This window comes from Siminovitchia sp. FSL H7-0308 (assembly GCF_037980985.1).
In the GTDB taxonomy this organism is placed as follows: Bacteria; Bacillota; Bacilli; order Bacillales; family Bacillaceae_C; genus Siminovitchia; species Siminovitchia thermophila.
Genome location: NZ_CP150282.1, coordinates 4,184,340 through 4,206,809, shown reverse-complemented (window position 1 = coordinate 4,206,809; position 22,470 = coordinate 4,184,340). Strand labels below are relative to the sequence as shown.

Here is a 22,470-nt window from a genome sequence, read left to right as displayed (position 1 = left end):
ATGTGCAGAGGGAATTGTTTTTTGAATCTAAATAAGGGAATAGGTAATATGCTGGAATTTGAAAGGAAAACGCTCGCTTTTATTGAAAAACATGGATTGATCACATATGGTGACAAAGTGTGTGCTGCTGTTTCGGGCGGTCCCGATTCGATGGCGCTCCTTCACTTTTTGGTAAAAAGAAGAAACAAGTTTCAAATTGAACTTGCAGCAACCCATGTAGACCATATGCTTCGCGGCAAGGAATCCAAGGCGGACCTTGAATATGTGCGCTCGTATTGCGAAAAGAACAACATCCCTTTTTTTTCAGCCTCTATCGATATTAAACAAAAAATGGAGCAAGATCGCGCAGGCATGCAAGAGACGGCCAGGAAATATCGTTATCTGTTTTTGGCGGATGTCATGAAGCAAATCCAGGCCAATAAGTTGGCTGTTGGACAACATGCTGACGATCAGATGGAAACCATTTTGATGCGATTGACACGGGGAAGCAGCGGCAAAGCTCGCGCAGGGATTCAAGCTATGCGCCCCTTTTCGCCGGGAATGCTCATACGTCCGCTCCTCGGTGTAACGAAAGAACAAATTGAAGAATATTGTATTTTTTACCAGTTGGAGCCCAGGAGGGACCCAAGCAATAACCACCCCGATTATACGAGGAACCGCTTTCGACTGGATGTGCTCCCCGTTTTGAAAAGAGAAAACGAAAAAGCGCATGAACATTTTCAGCGATTCAGCGAAGAAGTGTTACAAGATGAGAAATTTCTGGAAGAGCTTGCAAAACGGGAAATGGAGACCGTTTTAAAAAAAGATAAAAGAGAAATTCTTGTCAATATTCCTGCTTTTTTAAAAGTGCCTTTGCCTTTACAAAGAAGAGGTATTCATCTAATATTAAGCTATCTTTACAAGAAAAAAATCGGCCTGATTACAACTCGCCATTTATCGTCAATAGACCGTTTATTAAAAGGAGATCACCCATCTGCAACGCTACAACTTCCCCTTGGGTTGCATATCATCCGGTCTTACGAAAAGTGCCGGTTTACATTTGACAAAAAGGAACTGCCCTTGGAATATCACTATCATCTACATGCCGGGGATAAGGTTTACATCCCGAGCCAATTCACCATTCAATTGGATAAAGTCAGCGGCCAGCGTACTCAGGAAAAGGACGACTTTGTCATTCTGGATCCGGCTTCTATCCAACTTCCGCTCATGGTCAGGACACGGGTTCCCGGTGATCGAATGAGACTGAAAGGCATGAATGGGAGCAAAAAAATCAAAGATATTTTTATTGATGAAAAGGTTCCCTTGGCAAAGCGGGACAGTTGGCCGATTGTCTCGGATGCCGCAGGCCGTATTTTATGGGTGCCCGGAGTGAAAAAATCTTGCTATGATCTCTCTCCTCAAATGAACGAATCCTATTACATATGCATTGCAAAAAGCCTGGGAGGCAGCAAAGTACATGAAAAATGACATTGAAAAAATACTCATTACCGAAGAAGAAATTGAGGCGAAAATTAAAGAAATTGCCAGTCAACTGACAAAAGAGTATGATGGCCGTTTTCCGTTGGCCATCGGTGTGTTAAAAGGGGCTATGCCATTTATGGCGGACCTGTTAAAAAGAGTGGATACATATTTGGAGATGGACTTTATGGACGTGTCCAGTTATGGCAGATCGACCACTTCTTCCGGAGAAGTAAAAATCTTGAAAGACTTGAACACACCCGTTGAAGGCAGGGATATTTTAATTATTGAAGATATTATTGACAGTGGATTGACATTGAGTTATCTTGTGGAACTATTCAGGTACAGAAAGGCAAACTCGATCAAAATTGTCACTTTATTAGATAAGCCATCGGGCCGCAAAGCAGACATACATGCAGATTACGTTGGTTTTGTTGTTCCAAACTCGTTTGTTGTCGGCTATGGACTCGATTATGCAGAGAAATACCGGAACCTTCCTTATATAGGGGTTTTGAAAAGAGAGGTATATGGCAATAATGTTAAAGAATGAATAAGGATGCAATTTGGCGAGCCAATGTGGTTGTAAAGTCTGAAATGTCTATGATACTATTGAATATAGTTTTTTTACCGTGGGAGGAGGCTAGGGATGAACCGGATCTTTAAAAATACGATCTTTTATTTACTCATCTTTCTCGTTCTGATTGGAATTGTCAGTTGGTTCAACAATACCAATGAGACGACAGAAAATATATCGTATAACAAATTTGTCAATCATTTAGAAAACGGGGACATAGATAAGTTTTCCATCCAGCCTGAAAGAGGCGTTTATGAAATAATCGGCCATTTAAAAGGCACTGAAAAAGATAAACAGTTCACGACGTATGTGATGAACAGCCCGGCTATGCTTGACCGCATTGATAAAGCAGCGGCCAACGTTGAAGTATTGCCTGCCAAGGAAACGAGCGGATGGGTCTCGTTCTTTACGACGATTATTCCATTTATCATCATCTTTATTTTGTTCTTCTTCCTTCTCAACCAAGCGCAAGGCGGGGGAAGCCGTGTAATGAATTTTGGGAAAAGCAAGGCAAGGCTTTACACGGAAGAAAAGAAGAAAGTCCGTTTTAAGGATGTTGCTGGGGCCGACGAAGAGAAGCAAGAGCTTGTTGAGGTTGTTGATTTCTTAAAAGATCCGCGCAAGTTCTCGGAACTGGGAGCCCGTATCCCAAAAGGGATTTTGCTTGTAGGACCGCCGGGAACAGGTAAAACGCTTCTTGCAAGGGCAGTTGCCGGAGAAGCGGGAGTTCCTTTTTTCTCCATCAGTGGATCTGATTTTGTTGAAATGTTTGTCGGGGTTGGTGCGTCCCGTGTACGTGATTTATTTGAAAATGCGAAGAAAAATGCACCTTGTATGATTTTCATCGACGAAATTGACGCTGTCGGACGTCAGCGTGGCGCCGGACTAGGCGGCGGCCATGATGAACGGGAGCAGACGCTCAACCAATTACTCGTTGAAATGGACGGTTTTGGCGCAAATGAAGGAATTATCATCATTGCAGCGACGAACCGGCCGGATATCCTGGATCCAGCTTTACTCCGGCCAGGACGTTTTGACCGGCAAATTACGGTAGACCGCCCTGATGTGAACGGCCGGGAAGCTGTACTTAAAGTCCATGCCCGCAATAAGCCTTTAGATGATTCGGTTGATCTAAAAGCAATTGCCATGCGGACACCCGGGTTTTCAGGTGCCGATCTGGAAAACCTGCTTAACGAGGCTGCGCTTATAGCCGCACGGCGCAACAAGAAGAAAATTGACATGACCGATGTGGATGAAGCAACGGACCGCGTCATAGCCGGACCTGCTAAAAAGAGCAGGGTGATTTCGGAAAAAGAGCGAAACATTGTGGCGTATCATGAAGGCGGCCATACGGTGATCGGTCTTGTCCTTGATGAAGCGGAGATGGTCCATAAAGTGACCATTGTACCTCGAGGCCAAGCGGGCGGCTATGCGGTTATGCTGCCGAAGGAAGATCGTTACTTTATGACGAAACCGGAACTTTTAGATAAGATCGTCGGCTTGTTAGGCGGACGTGTGGCGGAAGAAATTGTGTTCGGAGAAGTTTCTACAGGAGCGCATAACGACTTTCAACGTGCCACGAACATTGCCCGCCGGATGGTCACTGAATTTGGGATGAGCGAAAAGCTTGGCCCCCTTCAATTCGGCCAGCCGCAAGGCCAAGTGTTCCTTGGTCGTGATTTGCATAATGAGCAAAACTATTCTGATGAAATCGCTTATGAAATTGATAAGGAAATTCAAAGGATTATTAAAGAATGCTACGAGCGGGCGCGAGCCATTCTCACTGAGCATCGAGATAAGCTTGAGCTGATCGCACAAACGTTATTGAAAGTAGAAACGCTTGATGCGGAACAAATCAGGAGCTTGTTTGATACCGGAAAATTGCCTGAAGCAACGAAAAAGACAATTGATCCGGAAAGTGATGACCAGAAAGTTGAATCCGAAGGCGAGGAGCCAAAAGTGACGATCCAGCCGAAAGACGATTCAACGGATTCATTGGCCATTGAGGAACAACGGCCGGATGATCCGATTGCTCCGCCTGATCATAATGATCCTAAAGATCCACCATCACGCAAAGATGACTAATAATACAAAAGACACCGATTGGGTTCGGTGTCTTTTTGTGCAACGAGTGGTCGTATTCGTGTTGAGCCCAAAGCAACTCTCATCACCATGATGAGCGGATGTGATCGGAAATGTAAGAGGGGAAGTTTTTTTCTGAAAAATGTGATTCTCTATCTACATCCAAATCACAATTATGGTATGATGTGTGAGAAAAAAGTCTGTCATAAAAGTGGTGAGAGTGTTGATTTTTGTCTTGGATGTGGGAAATACGAATACTGTCCTTGGCGTTTATGAAAACGACCATTTAAAATATCATTGGCGAATAGAAACAAGCCGCCATAAAACAGAAGACGAAGTCGGCATGGTCATCAAGTCTTTATTTGAACATGTCGGCCTTCGTTTTGAGCATATTAACGGTATTATTATTTCATCCGTAGTACCGCCACTCATGTTTACTTTGGAGAAAATGTGCGAAAAGTATTTTAATGTCAAACCGTTAATCGTCGGCCCGGGTATTAAAACAGGCCTGAACATTAAATACGAAAATCCCCGGGAGGTTGGAGCGGACCGGATTGTCAATGCCGTTGCCGGAATTCACGTGTACGGCAGTCCGCTTGTAATTGTGGATTTCGGAACAGCCACGACCTTTTGCTATATTAATGATAAAGCTGAATATACGGGCGGGGTGATTGCCCCCGGCATAGGAATCTCGACTGAGGCCTTGTATTCGAAAGCCGCAAAGCTTCCCAGAATTGAAATTACCCATGTTGATGAAATCATTGGGAAAAACACCGTCGCAGCGATGCAGGCAGGGATTCTTTTTGGTTTTGTTGGACAAGTAGAGGGTATCGTTAAGCGGATTATTGAGAAAAGTAAAAAGAGGCCAACGGTCATTGCTACTGGCGGATTGGCAAATCTAATTGCTTCAGAAACGAATATGATCGATATCATTGACCATGATTTAACCTTAAAAGGTTTACATCTCATTTACAAAAGAAATTTATTGGATTGAAAAGGAGAGCTTCTCATGAATGACTATGTCGTGAAAGCCTTGGCTTATGATGGTCAAGTAAGGGCTTATGCTGCTGCCAGTACGGAAACAGTCAACGAAGCCCAATCCCGGCATCATACGTGGCCAACCGCTTCAGCAGCGCTAGGGCGGGCAATGACTGCCGGAGTGATGATGGGAACAATGTTAAAAGGGGAAGAGAAGCTGACCATCAAGGTGGAAGGTGATGGCCCGCTTGGACCCATCATCATTGATGCTAATGCAAAGGGCCATGTAAGGGGCTATGTGGCAAACCCGCAAATCCACTTTGACTTAAACGAGCTGGGCAAGCTGGATGTTCGCCGCGCCGTGGGAACAAGCGGGACACTTACGGTTGTAAAGGATATCGGGCTGCGTGATCATTTTTCCGGTCAGGTGCCGCTCGTTTCAGGGGAGCTTGGAGAGGATTTTACTTATTATTTTGCCACGTCGGAACAAACTCCTTCTTCTGTCGGAGTGGGTGTTCTTGTGAATCCCGACAACTCCATTTTGGCTGCTGGCGGCTTCATTATCCAGTTGATGCCCGGAACGGATGAAGAGATTATTTCAGAGCTTGAGGAGCGGCTCCAACAAACTCCTCCTGTTTCCAAATTGATTCAACAGGGATTGACCCCCGAGGAATTACTTTTTCGCTTAATTGGCAAAGAACATGTTAAAGTCCTTGAAAAATTGCCCATTCAATTTGAATGCAATTGCTCTAAAGAGCGGTTCGCCCGGGCAATTATCAGCCTCGGTAAAGAGGAAATACAAGATATGATAGAGGAAGACGGCAAAGCGGATACACAATGCCATTTTTGCAACGCCGAATACCATTTTACAAAAGCCGATTTGGAAGACATTTTACATGAGGCAACGAAATAAGAAAACTTCTTGAAGCATAGGTGAAAAGGCGCATGTCATCATTGACACTGGGGAAACAACATGGTAAGTTTAAATAAACCAATACAATTACTCGGAATTAGAGGTGGAGAGAAATGGCGCAAATAGCGAACTCGATTACGGAACTTATTGGCAACACCCCGATCGTCAAGCTAAATCGAATAGTTGAAGAAGACAGCGCAGAAGTTTACTTGAAATTGGAATATATGAACCCGGGAAGCAGTGTGAAAGACCGGATTGCTTTAGCGATGATTGAAGAAGCTGAAGCCCAAGGGAAATTAAAAGAAGGAGATACACTCATCGAGCCGACAAGCGGCAATACAGGAATTGGCTTGGCGATGGTGGCGGCCGCCAAAGGATATAAGGCCATTCTTGTCATGCCGGATACGATGAGTTTAGAGCGGCGCAACTTGTTGCGCGCATACGGTGCGGAACTCGTATTGACTCCCGGAGCGGAGGGCATGAACGGAGCGATAACAAAAGCTTTCGAGCTTGCAAAAGAACATGGCTACTTCTTACCGCAACAATTTGAAAACGAAGCAAATCCAAAAGTTCACAGAGAAACTACCGGAAAAGAAATTGTGGAGCAAATGGGAGATCAGTTGGACGCATTCATTTCCGGAATAGGAACGGGCGGAACGATTACAGGAGCCGGAGAAGTCCTGAAAGAAAAATACCCCGACATTAAAATTTATGCTGTTGAACCGAAAGATTCACCAGTTTTATCGGGTGGAAAGCCTGGCCCGCATAAAATTCAAGGGATCGGAGCCGGTTTTGTTCCATCTATTCTTAATACGGAAGTTTATGAAGAAATCATTCAAGTGACGACGGAAGAAGCATTTGAACAGGCAAGGAGAGCAGCTAAAGAGGAAGGAATTCTTGGCGGGATTTCTTCAGGGGCAGCCATTTCAGCTGCTTTGTCCGTGGCTAAGAAACTTGGAAAGGGCAAGAAAGTGTTAGCGATTATTCCAAGTAATGGCGAGCGCTATTTGAGTACGGCTCTTTATCAATTTGAAGATTAATACTTCGAATAGGAACTAGAATACATTTTTTATAATGACATCCGGCAAGCCCAAATGGGCTTGTCTTTTATTTTTCATTTTACAAATAAAACGGTAAACTAAAATGAGACAGTTAACCAAGGGGATGTGAGTGGCAGTGATGGAATGTGGACCATATACACTGGATTTTACAAAAAAAACATACATAATGGGAATATTAAATGTAACGCCGGATTCGTTTTCGGATGGCGGCCGCTATGAGAATTCCACCTTGGCGGTAGAGCATGCCAAGGAAATGGTAAGGAACGGTGCCGATATCATCGACATTGGCGGGGAATCGACGCGTCCGGGTCATGAACCTGTTTCCGCAGAGGAAGAAATTTCGCGTGTCATACCGACCGTTACAGCTATTGCTTCAAGTGTTCCAGTTCCAGTTTCAATTGATACGTACAAAGCGGAAACAGCTCAAGCGGCTGTTCTGGCTGGCGCTCATATGATCAATGATATATGGGGAGCCAAAAAGGACCCGGAAATAGCGGCGGTTGCTGCTGAAGAAAATGTCCCGATCATCTTGATGCATAACCGGGACAATCGACAATATACAAACTTTGTAAGAGATGTTTTGACCGACATTTATGAAAGTATTTCTATTGCTAAAAAAGCGGGGGTCCCTGACTCGCACATTATTCTTGATCCGGGGATCGGATTTGCCAAAGACATCCACGAAAATATAGAAATGATGCGCAATTTGGATAAGCTTGTTGGCCTCGGCTTTCCTGTTCTCCTTGGAACTTCGCGTAAACGGATGATCGGAACGGTTTTAGATCTGCCTGTAGGGGAACGTATGGAAGGAACGGGCGCTACAGTTTGTTACGGAATTCAAAAAGGGTGCCACATCATGCGGGTTCATGATGTAAAAGAGATGAGCCGGATGGCGGCCATGATGGACGCACTTGTCGGAAAGGGAGAGTGGAATGGATAAAATCTTCATGAATGAAATGGAGCTTTATGGATACCATGGTGTTTTTCCGGAGGAAGCCAAGCTTGGACAGCGATTTAGGGTCAGCGTGGTGATTGAAACGGACTTGCAGCCCGCTGGATTGTCGGACGCTTTGGAAAAAACGATTAATTATGCTGAAGTATATGACTTGTGCAAGGAGATTGTGGAAGGCAAACGATACCAATTAATTGAAGCTGTTGCGGAACAGATTGCTGCTGCAATCCTGGACAGTTTCACAATGGCGCATAGCACAACTATTAAAGTCATCAAGCCAAATCCGCCCATCCCGGGGATTTACGAATCAGTTGCCGTGGAAATTACAAGGAGGCGCCATGGATAACATCGCTTATTTATCCTTGGGTTCAAATATAGGTGAAAGGGAAAAATTCCTTCTGGATGCTGTAAGGGAATTAAAGAATACGGAAGGCATTTGTGTTAAGCAAGTTTCTTCCATCTATGAAACCGATCCGGTTGGCTACACAGACCAAGCCCCTTTTTTAAACATGGCCGTCAAAATCGCGACGTCCCTTTCGCCAGAGGAGTTGTTATCCAAGTGTCTTTTCATAGAGAAAACGCTGGGACGGGTGCGTAAATACAAATGGGGTCCCAGAAAAATCGACCTTGACATTTTATTATATAATACCGAAAATATTGAGATGGAGGTTTTACAAATCCCTCACCCTCGAATGACGGAAAGAGCATTTGTCCTCGTTCCGTTATTGGAGATTGATGGAACATTAGAACTTCCAAACAACGATGTTTCTTTAGCTAAACGATTGGACGAAATACCTGACAAAGAAGGTGTTCGCTTATGGAAACAGATAAATGGGGAAGGCGCATCCGCGCTTTTCGAAAATTAAAAGGTTACACGCAAGAGGGTCTTGCGAAAGATATCGGTGTTTCCGTTTCGGTATTGGGAGAAATTGAAAGAGGCAGCCGTTTGCCTTCCGATCATATACTTGTCCAAATTTCAGAGTTACTGAACGTTTCTGTCGAGGAATTAACGCCTCCAGATGAATTGGGCGATGAAAACTAAAGAAAGGAGGATGTATGTAATGTTAAAGATTGGAAATATTAAAATGAAGAATCCTGTTGTGCTGGCACCAATGGCAGGAGTTTGTAACTCCGCTTTTCGTCTGACGGTGAAAGAATTTGGAGCCGGACTTGTTTGCGCTGAAATGATCAGTGACAAAGGAATTGTATTTAAAAATGAAAAAACGATGAATATGCTTTATATTGATGAAAGGGAAAAGCCGCTATCCCTGCAAATATTTGGCGGTGAGAAAGAAACCCTTGTTGAAGCAGCCAAATTTGTTGATAAAAATACGAATGCGGATATTATCGACATCAATATGGGATGCCCCGTCAATAAAATTATTCGTTGCGAAGCAGGAGCCAGATGGCTTTTGGAACCCAATAAAATTTATGATATGGTTGCAGCCGTAGTAGATGCAGTTGAAAAACCTGTTACAGTAAAGATGCGGATCGGCTGGGATGATGAACATATTTTTGCCGTGGAAAATGCCCAAGCCGTCGAGCGGGCAGGGGGCGCCGCCGTATCCATGCATGGGCGAACCCGCGTTCAAATGTACGAAGGGGAAGCGAATTGGGACATTATACGAGAAGTGAAGCAGTCCATTAACATTCCGTTGATTGGAAACGGAGATGTAAAAACCCCGCAAGATGCCAAGAGAATGTTGGAAGAGACTGGAGTGGACGGGGTTATGATCGGCCGCGCGGCATTGGGTAATCCCTGGATGATATACCGGACGGTCAAGTATTTGGAAACGGGCGAACTTATGGGAGATCCGACGGTTAAAGAAAAGATTGATGTATGCAAACTCCATCTCGATCGCCTGATAGCGTTAAAAGGAGAAGAGGTAGCAGTGCGGGAAATGCGCAAACACGCTGCGTGGTATCTGAAAGGCATCCGTGGGAGCGGCAAAGTGAGAAATGCAGTAAATGAATGCAATAAAAGAGACGAGCTTGTCCGCTTGCTTGACACACTTGTGGACGAAGTGGAAGGCAGAGAGAGAAAAGCGGGATAAAGAATGGACCTTATTTTTACTGCCAGCTAATGGCAGTTTTTTTCATAGAGGGTGTTCCTGACATTAATTTTATGTAAAATGAGGGTATTATGGAGAATGGAGTGGAAAAAATGAGCCATGAAGAGTTGAATGATCAAATTCAAGTCCGGCGCGATAAAATGGGCGCTTTGCGGGAAAAAGGAATAGATCCGTTTGGCAAACGATTTGAGCGTACGGGGCTGACAGACGAAGTTATAGAATTATATGGGGAAAAAACGAAAGAAGAGCTGGACGAGCTTGCCAAGTCGGTTACGATTGCCGGCCGCATTATGACAAAGCGCGGAAAAGGAAAAGCAGGCTTTGCACATATTCAAGATCTTGCCGGACAAATTCAAATATATGTACGAAAAGATGCGGTAGGAGAAGAACAATACGATCTATTTTTATCTGCCGACCTTGGTGATATTGTTGGCGTAACTGGCACTGTATTTAAAACAAAAGTTGGCGAGTTGTCGATTAAAGCACAGCAATTTATATTCCTAACAAAAGCGCTCCGCCCGCTTCCTGAAAAATTCCATGGCTTAAAAGACGTGGAACAGCGGTACCGCCAGCGTTATCTAGATTTAATCACCAATGAAGAAAGCAAAGAAACATTTATTGCCAGAAGTAAGATCATTCAGGCGATGCGGCGCTATTTAGATGGTCAAGGGTTCTTGGAAGTGGAGACGCCTATGCTTCATGCCATAGCAGGCGGAGCAGCGGCACGTCCTTTTAAAACACATCATAACGCACTGGACATGCCTTTTTACTTAAGGATCGCTATTGAACTTCACTTAAAGCGCCTTATTGTCGGCGGAATGGAAAAAGTATATGAAATTGGCCGGGTATTTCGGAATGAAGGAATTTCTACAAGGCATAACCCGGAGTTTACGATGATAGAATTATACGAAGCGTATGCCGACTTCAATGATATTATGGAGCTTACTGAAAATATGATTGCCTCTATCGCCAAGGAAGTTTTGGGAACAGTATCCATAAAATACGGCGATCACGATGTAAATTTGGAACCGAAATGGCGGCGTCTCCATATGGTGGATGCGGTCAAAGAATATACAGGCGTGGATTTTTGGCGTGAAATGACGGATGAGGAAGCCATTCGACTTGCAAAAGAGCATAATGTGGAAATTACGGATCATATGACTTATGGGCATATTGTCAATGAATTTTTCGAGCAACTCGTAGAAGAAAAATTAATCCAACCAACATTTATATACGGGCATCCGGTAGAAATTTCACCACTTGCGAAGAAAAACGAAGAAGACCCGAGATTTACAGACCGCTTTGAATTATTTATCGTAGGCCGTGAACATGCAAATGCCTTTACAGAGCTGAATGATCCGATTGATCAACGGCAGCGGTTTGAAGCTCAGCTTCAGGAGCGTGAACTTGGAAATGATGAAGCGCATGAAATGGATGAAGACTTCCTAGAAGCGCTTGAATATGGAATGCCGCCGACAGGTGGTCTCGGAATAGGAATTGATCGGCTGGTCATGCTATTAACGAACTCTCCCTCTATCAGAGATGTTCTGCTCTTCCCTTTAATGAGACAGAGAGATTAAGATGGCCTTGTGAAAGAACCCTATACGTTAGGGTTCTTTCCTCTTCATATCATTTTTAAAATAAAATTTCAAAAAACCTATTGCCAAGCAAGTGAAAAGGTGTTATATTAATAATCGTTGTCTGAACGAGCGAGAGCGTCGCGATAAAAAAGATTTTAAAAAGTTGTTGACATCTTCTCGTCAGATTGATATACTAATAAAGTCGCTCAAAAGAGCGGCGCCAAGTTTGATCTTTGAAAACTGAACGAAACGAAACGTCAATCAATAATTGATTAGTCAGCTTTAATTATGAGCTAACCAAACTTTTACATGAGAGTTTGATCCTGGCTCAGGACGAACGCTGGCGGCGTGCCTAATACATGCAAGTCGAGCGGACTAATAGGAGCTTGCTCCTTTTTAGTCAGCGGCGGACGGGTGAGTAACACGTGGGCAACCTGCCTGTAAGACTGGGATAACTCCGGGAAACCGGGGCTAATACCGGATAATTTCTTTTTCCGCATGGAGAAAGGATAAAAGACGGCTCTGCTGTCACTTACAGATGGGCCCGCGGCGCATTAGCTAGTTGGTGGGGTAACGGCCTACCAAGGCAACGATGCGTAGCCGACCTGAGAGGGTGATCGGCCACACTGGGACTGAGACACGGCCCAGACTCCTACGGGAGGCAGCAGTAGGGAATCTTCCGCAATGGACGCAAGTCTGACGGAGCAACGCCGCGTGAGTGATGAAGGTCTTCGGATCGTAAAACTCTGTTATCAGGGAAGAACCCGCATCGGAGTAACTGCCGGTGCGTTGACGGTACCTGACCAGAAAGCCACGGCTAACTACGTGCCAGCAGCCGCGGTAATACGTAGGTGGCAAGCGTTGTCCGGAATTATTGGGCGTAAAGCGCGCGCAGGCGGCTTCTTAAGTCTGATGTGAAAGCCCACGGCTCAACCGTGGAGGGTCATTGGAAACTGGGAGGCTTGAGTGCAGAAGAGGAGAGCGGAATTCCACGTGTAGCGGTGAAATGCGTAGAGATGTGGAGGAACACCAGTGGCGAAGGCGGCTCTCTGGTCTGTAACTGACGCTGAGGCGCGAAAGCGTGGGTAGCGAACAGGATTAGATACCCTGGTAGTCCACGCCGTAAACGATGAGTGCTAAGTGTTAGGGGGTTTCCGCCCCTTAGTGCTGCAGCAAACGCATTAAGCACTCCGCCTGGGGAGTACGGCCGCAAGGCTGAAACTCAAAGGAATTGACGGGGGCCCGCACAAGCGGTGGAGCATGTGGTTTAATTCGAAGCAACGCGAAGAACCTTACCAGGTCTTGACATCCCGATGACCGCTTTAGAGATAAAGTTTTCCCTTCGGGGACATCGGTGACAGGTGGTGCATGGTTGTCGTCAGCTCGTGTCGTGAGATGTTGGGTTAAGTCCCGCAACGAGCGCAACCCTTGATCTTAGTTGCCAGCATTAAGTTGGGCACTCTAAGGTGACTGCCGGTGACAAACCGGAGGAAGGTGGGGATGACGTCAAATCATCATGCCCCTTATGACCTGGGCTACACACGTGCTACAATGGATGGTACAAAGGGCCGCGAGACCGCGAGGTGGAGCGAATCCCATAAAACCATTCTCAGTTCGGATTGCAGGCTGCAACTCGCCTGCATGAAGCCGGAATCGCTAGTAATCGCGGATCAGCATGCCGCGGTGAATACGTTCCCGGGCCTTGTACACACCGCCCGTCACACCACGAGAGTTTGTAACACCCGAAGTCGGTGGGGTAACCATTTGGAGCCAGCCGCCGAAGGTGGGACAGATGATTGGGGTGAAGTCGTAACAAGGTAGCCGTATCGGAAGGTGCGGCTGGATCACCTCCTTTCTAAGGATAATTGAAATGTGGAGGCGACTGCTCGGCTGCGACCAGCGCTGGAACTTCTGACGAAAAGTCCGCAGGACTTTACAGAAGAAGCGAAGCGACCTCGAGCAGCCAGGAGCCGCAACTGGACATTTCCAAATAGATACAACTTGACGCTTTCGTTTCGTTTAGTTTTGAGAGGTCAAACCTTTCTCTCTTTATGAGAAACAACTCTCAAAACATGTGCTCTTGCGGTACAGCGTGTTCGAGGAACTTCACCTCGTCGCAAAGCTGCATGAAGCATTAGCGCTGATGAATCACATGATGTGATGGAAGTCAGCAACTTCGTTCTTTGAAAACCGGATAACATGAGAAGAAACAAACCGAGAATCGTTCACCTTATGGATGATCCATTATGGAGCAACCATAAGAAGTGTAAAACCTTTAGGTTTGAGTGTCAGTATCACTCAACCAAGGGCAACGAGAAGCGAGAAGATCAAGGAAGCGACCGAATGAGCGCCAGAGCGCACTACGAGTGCGTGATGACGTGAATGAGGGAGCTGACACAGAGATTCGATGCTAATCGTTGACCGAAAAAGATTAAGTTAATAAGGGCGCACGGTGAATGCCTTGGCACTAGGAGCCGATGAAGGACGGGACGAACACCGATATGCTTCGGGGAGCTGTAAGCAAGCTGATCCGGAGATTTCCGAATGGGGAAACCCACTGCCAGTAATGAGGCAGTATCCATTTCTGAATCCATAGGGAATGGAAGGCATACCCGGGGAACTGAAACATCTAAGTACCCGGAGGAAGAGAAAGAAAAATCGATTCCCCCAGTAGCGGCGAGCGAAACGGGAAGAGCCCAAACCGAAAGGCTTGCCTTTCGGGGTTGTAGGACACTCAAAGTGGAGTGATAAAGGAACGGCGTAGACGAAGCGGCCTGGAAAGGCCGGCCAAAGAAGGTAACAGCCCTGTAGTTGAAACGTCGTTCCCTCCCGAGTGGATCCTGAGTACGGCGGGACACGAGAAATCCCGTCGGAATCCGGGAGGACCATCTCCCAAGGCTAAATACTCCCTAGTGACCGATAGTGAACCAGTACCGTGAGGGAAAGGTGAAAAGCACCCCGGGAGGGGAGTGAAATAGAACCTGAAACCGTGTGCCTACAAGTAGTCAGAGCACAATAAGTGTGATGGCGTGCCTTTTGTAGAATGAACCGGCGAGTTGCGATTTCATGCAAGGTTAAGTTGAAAAGACGGAGCCGCAGCGAAAGCGAGTCTGAATAGGGCGCAAGAGTATGAGGTCGCAGACCCGAAACCAGGTGATCTACCCATGTCCAGGGTGAAGGTCAGGTAACACTGACTGGAGGCCCGAACCCACGTATGTTGAAAAATGCGGGGATGAGGTGTGGGTAGGGGTGAAATTCCAATCGAACCTGGAGATAGCTGGTTCTCTCCGAAATAGCTTTAGGGCTAGCCTCAAGGTGAGAGTATTGGAGGTAGAGCACTGTTTGGACGAGGGGCCCTCATCGGGTTACCGACTTCAGACAAACTCCGAATGCCAAATACTTATCCTTGGGAGTCAGACTGCGAGTGATAAGATCCGTAGTCGAGAGGGAAACAACCCAGACCACCAGCTAAGGTCCCCAAGTATACGTTAAGTGGAAAAGGATGTGGAGTTGCTTAGACAACCAGGATGTTGGCTTAGAAGCAGCCACCATTCAAAGAGTGCGTAATAGCTCACTGGTCGAGTGACTCTGCGCCGAAAATGTACCGGGGCTAAACGTATCACCGAAGCTGTGGATTGCAATAGCAATGGTAGGAGAGCGTTCCAAGCGCGGCGAAGTCGTCTTGAAAGAGGCGGTGGAGTGCTTGGAAGTGAGAATGCCGGTATGAGTAGCGAAAGAAGGGTGAGAATCCCTTCCACCGAAAGCCTAAGGTTTCCTGAGGAAGGCTCGTCCGCTCAGGGTAAGTCGGGACCTAAGCCGAGGCCGAAAGGCGTAGGCGATGGATAACAGGTTGAGATTCCTGTACCGCCTCATTGCCGTTTGAGTGATGGAGGGACGCAGGAGGATAAGGCAAGCGCGCAGCTGGAAAAGCGCGTCCAAGCAGTAAGGCCGGTAAGTAGGCAAATCCGCTTACCGTGTAGGCTGAGCTGTGATGGCGAGGGAAAAAAAGTACCGAAGTTCCTGATTCCACACTGCCGAGAAAAGCTTCTAGCGAGGCAATAGGCGCCCGTACCGCAAACCGACACAGGTAGGCGAGGAGAGAATCCTAAGGTGAGCGAGAGAACTCTCGTTAAGGAACTCGGCAAAATGACCCCGTAACTTCGGGAGAAGGGGTGCTTTTTAGGGTGAATAGCCCTGAGAAGCCGCAGTGAATAGGCCCAGGCGACTGTTTAGCAAAAACACAGGTCTCTGCGAAGCCGTAAGGCGAAGTATAGGGGCTGACGCCTGCCCGGTGCTGGAAGGTTAAGAGGAGAGGTCAGCTTAGGCGAAGCTTCGAATTGAAGCCCCAGTAAACGGCGGCCGTAACTATAACGGTCCTAAGGTAGCGAAATTCCTTGTCGGGTAAGTTCCGACCCGCACGAAAGGCGCAACGATCTGGGCACTGTCTCAACGAGAGACTCGGTGAAATTATAGTACCTGTGAAGATGCAGGTTACCCGCGACAGGACGGAAAGACCCCGTGGAGCTTTACTGTAGCTTGATATTGACTGTCTGTGCAGCTTGTACAGGATAGGTAGGAGCCATGGAAACGGGAGCGCCAGCTTCCGTGGAGGCAACGGTGGGATACTACCCTGGCTGTATGGACCGTCTAACCCGCGACCCTGATCGGGTTGGGAGACAGTGTCAGGCAGGCAGTTTGACTGGGGCGGTCGCCTCCTAAAAGGTAACGGAGGCGCCCAAAGGTTCCCTCAGAATGGTTGGAAATCATTCGCAGAGTGTAAAGGCAGAAGGGAGCTTGACTGCGAGACCTACAAGTCGAGCAGGGACGAAAGTCGGGCTTAGTGATCCGGTGGTTCCGCATGGAAGGGCCATCGCTCAACGGATAAAAGCTACCCCGGGGATAACAGGCTTATCTCCCCCAAGAGTTCACATCGACGGGGAGGTTTGGCACCTCGATGTCGGCTCATCGCATCCTGGGGCTGTAGTCGGTCCCAAGGGTTGGGCTGTTCGCCCATTAAAGCGGTACGCGAGCTGGGTTCAGAACGTCGTGAGACAGTTCGGTCCCTATCCGTCGCGGGCGCAGGAAATTTGAGAGGAGCTGTCCTTAGTACGAGAGGACCGGGATGGACGCACCGCTGGTGTACCAGTTGTCTCGCCAGAGGCATAGCTGGGTAGCTATGTGCGGAAGGGATAAGTGCTGAAAGCATCTAAGCATGAAGCCCCCCTCAAGATGAGATTTCCCATTGTCTGGCTTGCCAGGCAACGTAAGATCCCTGAAAGATGATCAGGTAGATAGGTCCGGTGTGGAAGTGTGGCGACACATGGAGCTGACGGATACTAATCGATCGAGGACTTAATCAAACGAAAAAGCGTAGGACGCTCGTCCATCGCTGTAGCTCACTGGAGCTTCTGGCGGAAAAGTCAATCGACTTTGCCAGAAGAAGCGAAGTGACGCAAAGCGATAGCGTCCGGAGCTGGATTGAACAAAAACGGTTCTCGGAAATCTTCTCATGTATCCTGGTTTTGAGAGAATGAATCTCACAACAACATATGTCTGGTGACGATAGCGAAGAGGCAACACCCGTTCCCATCCCGAACACGGAAGTTAAGTTCTTCAGCGCCGATGGTAATGAGGGGCTTCCCCTTGTGAGAGCAGGACGTTGCCGGGCAAACAGGACATCCATATTAATGGGTGTCTTTTTGATTTTTAAAAAGCATTGAGAGCCGAAAGGATATAGTCAAAGTCAAGCATAAAGTCAGGGAGCCGGCTTGATGATGCGGAATGTTTAAGAAAGTATTGAAAGAAACTCAATGTAAGCGAGGATCAGAAGGACCAAGAAGATCGAGGAATCAAGGGAGAGAGACTCGCAATGGGCAATGCCCATGAGAATCGAGCGAGTGCAGATGACGAAGAGATTCGCCGGTCATCATGATCCGCAGCCCGAACACGGAAGTTAAGTTCGCGCGCCGATGGTAATGAGGGGCTTCCCCTTGTGAGAGCAGGACGTTGCCGGGCAAGCGAAAACATAGAGTGGATACGCTCTATGTTTTTTCTGTTTTATTCCGAAATAGCCATTTTTTTGCTTTGGTTTTATTTTGTCGGAAAAAGGCAAAAATATAGATGACCGATCTGATTGCAAAAGAGGCTTTTTTTCGTGTATAATTTAAGTCAAATATAGTCAAAGTCAAGCATAAAGTCAGGGAGGCGGCTTGATGATGCGGAATGTGTCAGATATTATCGAGGAATATTTAAAAAAAGTATTGGAACTTAGTGAAGGCGAAATCGTAGAAATAAAGAGAAGCGAGGTGGCTGATAAGTTTCAATGTGTTCCCTCGCAAATTAATTATGTGATTAACACCCGTTTTACGATGGAAAGAGGATATATGGTAGAGAGCAAGCGGGGGGGAGGCGGTTATATCCGAATTTCCAGGGTGAAAATTCATAATCAGGCCCATCTAATTGATCAATTAAAAGTGCTGATTGGGAAAAAGATCTCTCAAACAAGAGCGGAAGATGTTATTATGCGACTATTGGAGGAAAAAATACTGAACGAACGCGAGGCAAAATTAATGCTAAACGTGATTGACCGGACAGTATTACACATCGATTTACCGGAAAGAGACGAGCTGCGCGCTCGTATGTTAAAAGCGATGCTGTTGTCGATTAAATATGATTAGGGGAAAAGGAGGATGGCTATTATGGTTTGTCAAGAGTGTAAAGAAAGGCCGGCCTCCCTGCATTTTACGAAAGTTGTGAATGGGGAGAAAACCGTTATTCAGCTGTGTGAGCGCTGTGCACAGGAAAAAGGGGAACTTTATTTGCTTCAAGGAGGGACCGGCTTTTCGATCAACGATATGCTTGCCGGACTATTGAATATTGATCCCGCTTATCAGCAAGCGGCTCCGGAATCGATTTCCGGAGGAGTGCTTCAGTGTGAAGTTTGCAAGATGACTTACCCGCAATTTGCCAAGGTTGGGCGATTCGGATGTGCAAACTGTTATAAAACATTTCGGCACCAGCTTGCCCCCATCATTAAAAGACTGCACAGTGGGAATATGGCACATGGAGGGAAAGTGCCTACAAGGATTGGCGGATCTTTGCATTTGAAAAAAGAAATAGAGTTGTTAAAAGAGAAACTCGGTTTTTTGGTTCGGCAGGAAGAATTTGAAAAAGCCGCAGAAGTACGCGATCAAATTCGCTCCCTTGAAAAAAAATTGCATGAAGGGGAGGATAAAAGCGAATGAGTCTCGAAAAGTTTCTTAATCAAGCTCTCAGTTCTTGGATGAGTTCGGAAGGCCCTGATTCGGATATTATTTTAAGCTCCCGCATCAGATTGGCCCGAAATCTGCGAAATTATAAGTTTCCTACGTTGTTTAGCAATGAGGAAGCGAGGGAAATTATTCATAAAATAAATGAAACGATCCAAGTACATGCTTTCCGCGACTACGGTGCATTGGAATTTTTGGAAATTGACGGATTAAAAGATTTGCAAAAAAGAGTGCTCGTGGAAAAGTATTTGATTAGTCCAAGGTTGGCGGAGCAAGCAACCCATGGAGCAGTCTTCCTTTCCGAAAAAGAAGACGTCAGCGTTATGATCAATGAGGAAGATCACATCAGGATACAATGCCTCTATCCGGGCTTGCAAATTATGGAGGCATTGGAACGCGCAAGTAAAATTGATGACCTGTTGGAAGAACATGTTGATTATGCGTTTGATGAGCAGTTTGGCTACTTAACTACATGTCCGACTAATGTTGGAACTGGATTGCGCGCATCCGTCATGGTTCATTTGCCTGCTCTGATTCTTACTCGTCAAATGAATCAGATTATCCCAGCCATCAACCAGTTGGGACTTGTCGTGAGGGGAATATATGGAGAGGGCAGTGAGGCTCTGGGAAACATATTCCAGATCTCCAACCAAATTACATTAGGGAAGTCTGAAGAGGATATTGTGGGCGACCTAATAGGTGTTGTTCATCAAATTGTGGCCCAAGAAAGGGCAGCCCGTGAAGCATTAGTGAAAACATCAAACATACAATTAGAAGACAAAGTGTTCCGATCATACGGGATCTTGGCCAATTGCAGAATTATTGAAACAAAAGAGGCGGCAGAATGTTTATCTGACGTCAGATTGGGCATAGATACAGGATATATTACTCATCTTTCAAGAAACATATTAAATGAACTCATGATTTTGACACAACCAGGATTTTTACAACAATATGCAGGAGGGCCGCTTCGACCTGTTGAACGGGATATAAAAAGAGCGGCGTTAATCAGGGAACGTTTAAAGCTTGAAGAGAAACGGACAGGAGGAGATTAGCATGATGTTTGGTCGTTTTACAGAGAGAGCACAAAAAGTATTGGCCCTTTCCCAGGAAGAGGCAGTTCGCTTGGGCCATGGAAATATTGGCACTGAGCATATTTTACTCGGTCTTGTCAGAGAAGGGGAAGGAATTGCAGCCAAGGCGTTATACGGACTTGGTCTCGGTCCAGAAAAAATTCAAAAAGAAGTTGAAAACTTGATTGGACGCGGAAAAGATACGTCTCAGACGATCCACTATACCCCACGGGCCAAAAAAGTAATGGAGCTTTCGATGGATGAAGCAAGAAAACTCGGCCATTCATATGTGGGCACGGAACATGTTTTGCTTGGACTAATTCGTGAAGGTGAAGGTGTAGCGGCGCGAGTCTTAAATAATCTGGGTGTCAGCCTCAACAAAGCGCGACAGCAAGTTCTCCAACTTTTAGGGAGCAATGAGGCCAGCACACATGGCGGTGGAAATGCTTCTAGCGCCAATACGCCGACACTGGACAGTTTGGCCCGCGATTTAACAGCAATAGCCAGGGAAGGGAGCCTGGACCCGGTGATCGGCCGGAACAAGGAGATCCAACGCGTCATTGAGGTACTCAGCAGGCGGACAAAAAATAACCCGGTTCTTATCGGAGAGCCAGGCGTAGGGAAAACAGCGATCGCTGAAGGTCTTGCTCAGCAAATTATCAATAACGAAGTGCCTGAAACGCTCCGTGACAAGAGAGTCATGACACTGGATATGGGAACAGTTGTTGCGGGGACAAAATATCGTGGCGAGTTTGAAGACCGCTTGAAAAAAGTGATGGATGAAATTAGGCAGGCAGGCAATATTATTTTATTTATTGACGAACTTCATACATTGATTGGTGCCGGTGGAGCTGAAGGAGCGATAGACGCTTCCAATATTTTGAAACCTTCTTTGGCTCGCGGAGAGTTGCAGTGCATTGGTGCTACAACATTGGATGAATACCGAAAGTATATTGAAAAAGATGCAGCACTTGAGCGGCGCTTTCAGCCAATACAGGTTGATGAACCAACAGTCGAAGAATCCATTCAAATTTTGGAAGGCCTACGCGACCGTTATGAAGCGCATCACCGTGTTTCTATTACAGACGAAGCGATTGAAGCCGCGGTAAAATTGTCTGACCGCTATATTTCAGACCGTTTTCTGCCGGATAAAGCCATCGATCTGATCGATGAAGCCGGTTCAAAAGTGCGACTTCGTTCCTATACGACACCTCCCAATTTAAAAGAGCTCGAGCAAAAGCTTGAAATGATCCGTAAAGAGAAAGATGCGGCTGTCCAAAGCCAGGAATTTGAAAAGGCTGCATCATTGCGGGATACAGAACAAAGACTCCGCGAAGAATTGGAGGAAACGAAGAAGTCTTGGAAAGAAAAACAAGGACAGGAAAATACAGAAGTCACGGTGGAAGACATTGCCCAAGTCGTATCAAGCTGGACGGGGGTTCCTGTATCGAAGCTTGCTTCTACCGAGACGGAAAGATTGCTTAATTTAGAGGAAATCCTCCATTCTCGTGTGATTGGCCAGGAAGAGGCTGTAAAAGCGGTTGCCAAAGCGGTTAGAAGAGCGCGTGCAGGATTGAAAGATCCCAAAAGGCCGATTGGATCTTTTATCTTCCTTGGCCCAACAGGTGTCGGAAAGACGGAACTGGCCCGCGCATTGGCGGAAGCTATGTTCGGTGATGAGGATGCCATCATCCGTCTGGATATGTCCGAATATATGGAGAAACATTCCACCTCTAGGCTTGTTGGTTCGCCTCCGGGATATGTCGGCTTTGAAGAGGGCGGACAGTTGACAGAAAAAGTTCGAAGAAAGCCGTACTCGGTTATCTTGCTCGATGAAATAGAAAAAGCACATCCTGATGTTTTTAATATTTTGCTTCAAGTTCTGGAAGATGGGCGGTTGACCGATTCCAAAGGTAGGACAGTCGACTTCCGGAATACAGTGCTCATCCTAACGTCAAACGTCGGAGCACAGGCTTTGCAGCGGAATAAATATGTCGGTTTCGCAGTCCAAGATGGGGAGCAAAGCTACAAGGACATGAAAGGCCAAGTGTTAGAGGAATTGAAAAAAGCGTTCCGCCCCGAATTTTTAAACCGGATCGACGAAATGATTGTATTCCATGCTTTGGAGAAAACACACTTGAAGAAAATTGCCACTCTCATGGTTAATCAGCTTATCAAGCGTTTGAAGGAACAGGAAATGGATCTTGAATTAACTGAACGGGCCCAGGAAAAAATTGCCGAAGAAGGGTTTGATCCAGAATATGGTGCAAGGCCGCTTAGAAGAGCAATTCAAAAGTTCGTTGAAGACCGTCTCTCAGAAGAACTGTTGAAAGGAACAATTAAAATAGGTCAACATGTACTGATTGATGTTGAGGACGACGAATTTGTCGTTAAAACAAAAGAAGAATCATTGTCTTAATGAAACGGGGGTACATAGAGATCAATCTTGTACCCCATCT

The 22,470-nt window shown here is 46.3% G+C and carries 16 protein-coding genes and 3 rRNA genes; all 19 read left to right on the top strand.

Features of this window, described 5'->3' with window-relative positions:
- Positions 1-21 precede the first annotated feature (21 nt).
- Entirely contained in the window at positions 22-1,467 is a 1,446-nt protein-coding gene (gene tilS / locus MHB50_RS19685) for a tRNA lysidine(34) synthetase TilS (protein ID WP_236017143.1), read from the top strand.
- Positions 1,457-2,008: a hypoxanthine phosphoribosyltransferase gene (gene hpt, locus MHB50_RS19680; protein ID WP_339160577.1), complete on the top strand. Its 552-nt coding sequence runs from the start codon at positions 1,457-1,459 to the stop codon at positions 2,006-2,008. The genes tilS and hpt overlap by 11 nt, the downstream gene beginning before the upstream one ends.
- 96 nt (positions 2,009-2,104) lie before the next feature.
- A complete protein-coding gene (gene ftsH / locus MHB50_RS19675) occupies positions 2,105-4,117 on the top strand; it encodes an ATP-dependent zinc metalloprotease FtsH (RefSeq protein WP_077111849.1) in 2,013 nt (670 codons plus the stop codon).
- 220 nt (positions 4,118-4,337) lie between these two features.
- Positions 4,338-5,108, top strand: a complete 771-nt coding sequence (locus MHB50_RS19670; RefSeq protein ID WP_171973905.1) for a type III pantothenate kinase — start codon at positions 4,338-4,340, stop codon at positions 5,106-5,108.
- Between the two features lie 15 nt (positions 5,109-5,123).
- On the top strand, positions 5,124-6,005 hold the full coding sequence (hslO, locus tag MHB50_RS19665; protein WP_077111847.1) for an Hsp33 family molecular chaperone HslO: 882 nt from the start codon (positions 5,124-5,126) through the stop codon (positions 6,003-6,005).
- 113 nt (positions 6,006-6,118) lie between these two features.
- A complete protein-coding gene (cysK, locus tag MHB50_RS19660; protein WP_077111846.1) occupies positions 6,119-7,045 on the top strand; it encodes a cysteine synthase A in 927 nt (308 codons plus the stop codon).
- A gap of 139 nt (positions 7,046-7,184) precedes the next feature.
- Positions 7,185-8,006 carry a dihydropteroate synthase gene (gene folP / locus MHB50_RS19655; RefSeq protein ID WP_077111901.1) on the top strand — a complete coding sequence of 274 codons (822 nt, stop codon included), beginning with the start codon at positions 7,185-7,187 and terminating at the stop codon, positions 8,004-8,006.
- Positions 7,999-8,364, top strand: coding sequence for a dihydroneopterin aldolase (gene folB / locus MHB50_RS19650; protein WP_077111845.1), 366 nt, complete (start codon positions 7,999-8,001; stop codon positions 8,362-8,364). Before folP ends, folB begins: the two co-directional genes overlap by 8 nt.
- Positions 8,357-8,884: a 2-amino-4-hydroxy-6-hydroxymethyldihydropteridine diphosphokinase gene (gene folK / locus MHB50_RS19645; protein WP_077111844.1), complete on the top strand. Its 528-nt coding sequence runs from the start codon at positions 8,357-8,359 to the stop codon at positions 8,882-8,884. The genes folB and folK overlap by 8 nt, the downstream gene beginning before the upstream one ends.
- Positions 8,836-9,060 (top strand): helix-turn-helix transcriptional regulator, encoded by a 225-nt coding sequence (locus MHB50_RS19640; protein ID WP_077111843.1) that lies wholly within the window; start codon positions 8,836-8,838, stop codon positions 9,058-9,060. Before folK ends, MHB50_RS19640 begins: the two co-directional genes overlap by 49 nt.
- A gap of 19 nt (positions 9,061-9,079) precedes the next feature.
- Entirely contained in the window at positions 9,080-10,072 is a 993-nt protein-coding gene (gene dusB / locus MHB50_RS19635; protein ID WP_077111842.1) for a tRNA dihydrouridine synthase DusB, read from the top strand.
- Positions 10,073-10,182: 110 nt separating this feature from the next.
- Positions 10,183-11,670: a lysine--tRNA ligase gene (gene lysS / locus MHB50_RS19630; RefSeq protein ID WP_213089110.1), complete on the top strand. Its 1,488-nt coding sequence runs from the start codon at positions 10,183-10,185 to the stop codon at positions 11,668-11,670.
- A gap of 305 nt (positions 11,671-11,975) precedes the next feature.
- Positions 11,976-13,525: ribosomal RNA gene (locus MHB50_RS19625) — 16S ribosomal RNA — on the top strand.
- 574 nt (positions 13,526-14,099) lie between these two features.
- Positions 14,100-17,030: ribosomal RNA gene (locus MHB50_RS19620) — 23S ribosomal RNA — on the top strand.
- A 192-nt stretch (positions 17,031-17,222) separates the two neighbouring features.
- Positions 17,223-17,338: ribosomal RNA gene (gene rrf, locus MHB50_RS19615) — 5S ribosomal RNA — on the top strand.
- Together the 16S, 23S and 5S rRNA genes form the textbook arrangement of a ribosomal RNA operon.
- Positions 17,339-17,885: 547 nt before the next feature.
- Entirely contained in the window at positions 17,886-18,347 is a 462-nt protein-coding gene (locus MHB50_RS19610; protein ID WP_077111605.1) for a CtsR family transcriptional regulator, read from the top strand.
- Positions 18,348-18,368: 21 nt separating this feature from the next.
- Positions 18,369-18,914 carry a UvrB/UvrC motif-containing protein gene (locus tag MHB50_RS19605; protein WP_077111516.1) on the top strand — a complete coding sequence of 182 codons (546 nt, stop codon included), beginning with the start codon at positions 18,369-18,371 and terminating at the stop codon, positions 18,912-18,914.
- Positions 18,911-19,993, top strand: coding sequence for a protein arginine kinase (locus MHB50_RS19600; RefSeq protein WP_077111517.1), 1,083 nt, complete (start codon positions 18,911-18,913; stop codon positions 19,991-19,993). Before MHB50_RS19605 ends, MHB50_RS19600 begins: the two co-directional genes overlap by 4 nt.
- 1 nt (position 19,994) lies before the next feature.
- Entirely contained in the window at positions 19,995-22,430 is a 2,436-nt protein-coding gene (clpC, locus tag MHB50_RS19595) for an ATP-dependent protease ATP-binding subunit ClpC (protein WP_077111518.1), read from the top strand.
- The last annotated feature ends 40 nt before the right edge of the window (positions 22,431-22,470 follow it).

Coding starts and splice junctions, on each gene's coding strand:
- hpt (WP_339160577.1), top strand. CDS start 1,457: ATGAAAAATGACATTGAAAAAATACTCATTACCGAAGAAGAAATTGAG.
- ftsH (WP_077111849.1), top strand. CDS start 2,105: ATGAACCGGATCTTTAAAAATACGATCTTTTATTTACTCATCTTTCTC.
- hslO (WP_077111847.1), top strand. CDS start 5,124: ATGAATGACTATGTCGTGAAAGCCTTGGCTTATGATGGTCAAGTAAGG.
- cysK (WP_077111846.1), top strand. CDS start 6,119: ATGGCGCAAATAGCGAACTCGATTACGGAACTTATTGGCAACACCCCG.
- folP (WP_077111901.1), top strand. CDS start 7,185: ATGGAATGTGGACCATATACACTGGATTTTACAAAAAAAACATACATA.
- folB (WP_077111845.1), top strand. CDS start 7,999: ATGGATAAAATCTTCATGAATGAAATGGAGCTTTATGGATACCATGGT.
- folK (WP_077111844.1), top strand. CDS start 8,357: ATGGATAACATCGCTTATTTATCCTTGGGTTCAAATATAGGTGAAAGG.
- MHB50_RS19640 (WP_077111843.1), top strand. CDS start 8,836: ATGGAAACAGATAAATGGGGAAGGCGCATCCGCGCTTTTCGAAAATTA.
- dusB (WP_077111842.1), top strand. CDS start 9,080: ATGTTAAAGATTGGAAATATTAAAATGAAGAATCCTGTTGTGCTGGCA.
- lysS (WP_213089110.1), top strand. CDS start 10,183: ATGAGCCATGAAGAGTTGAATGATCAAATTCAAGTCCGGCGCGATAAA.
- MHB50_RS19610 (WP_077111605.1), top strand. CDS start 17,886: ATGCGGAATGTGTCAGATATTATCGAGGAATATTTAAAAAAAGTATTG.
- MHB50_RS19605 (WP_077111516.1), top strand. CDS start 18,369: ATGGTTTGTCAAGAGTGTAAAGAAAGGCCGGCCTCCCTGCATTTTACG.
- MHB50_RS19600 (WP_077111517.1), top strand. CDS start 18,911: ATGAGTCTCGAAAAGTTTCTTAATCAAGCTCTCAGTTCTTGGATGAGT.
- clpC (WP_077111518.1), top strand. CDS start 19,995: ATGATGTTTGGTCGTTTTACAGAGAGAGCACAAAAAGTATTGGCCCTT.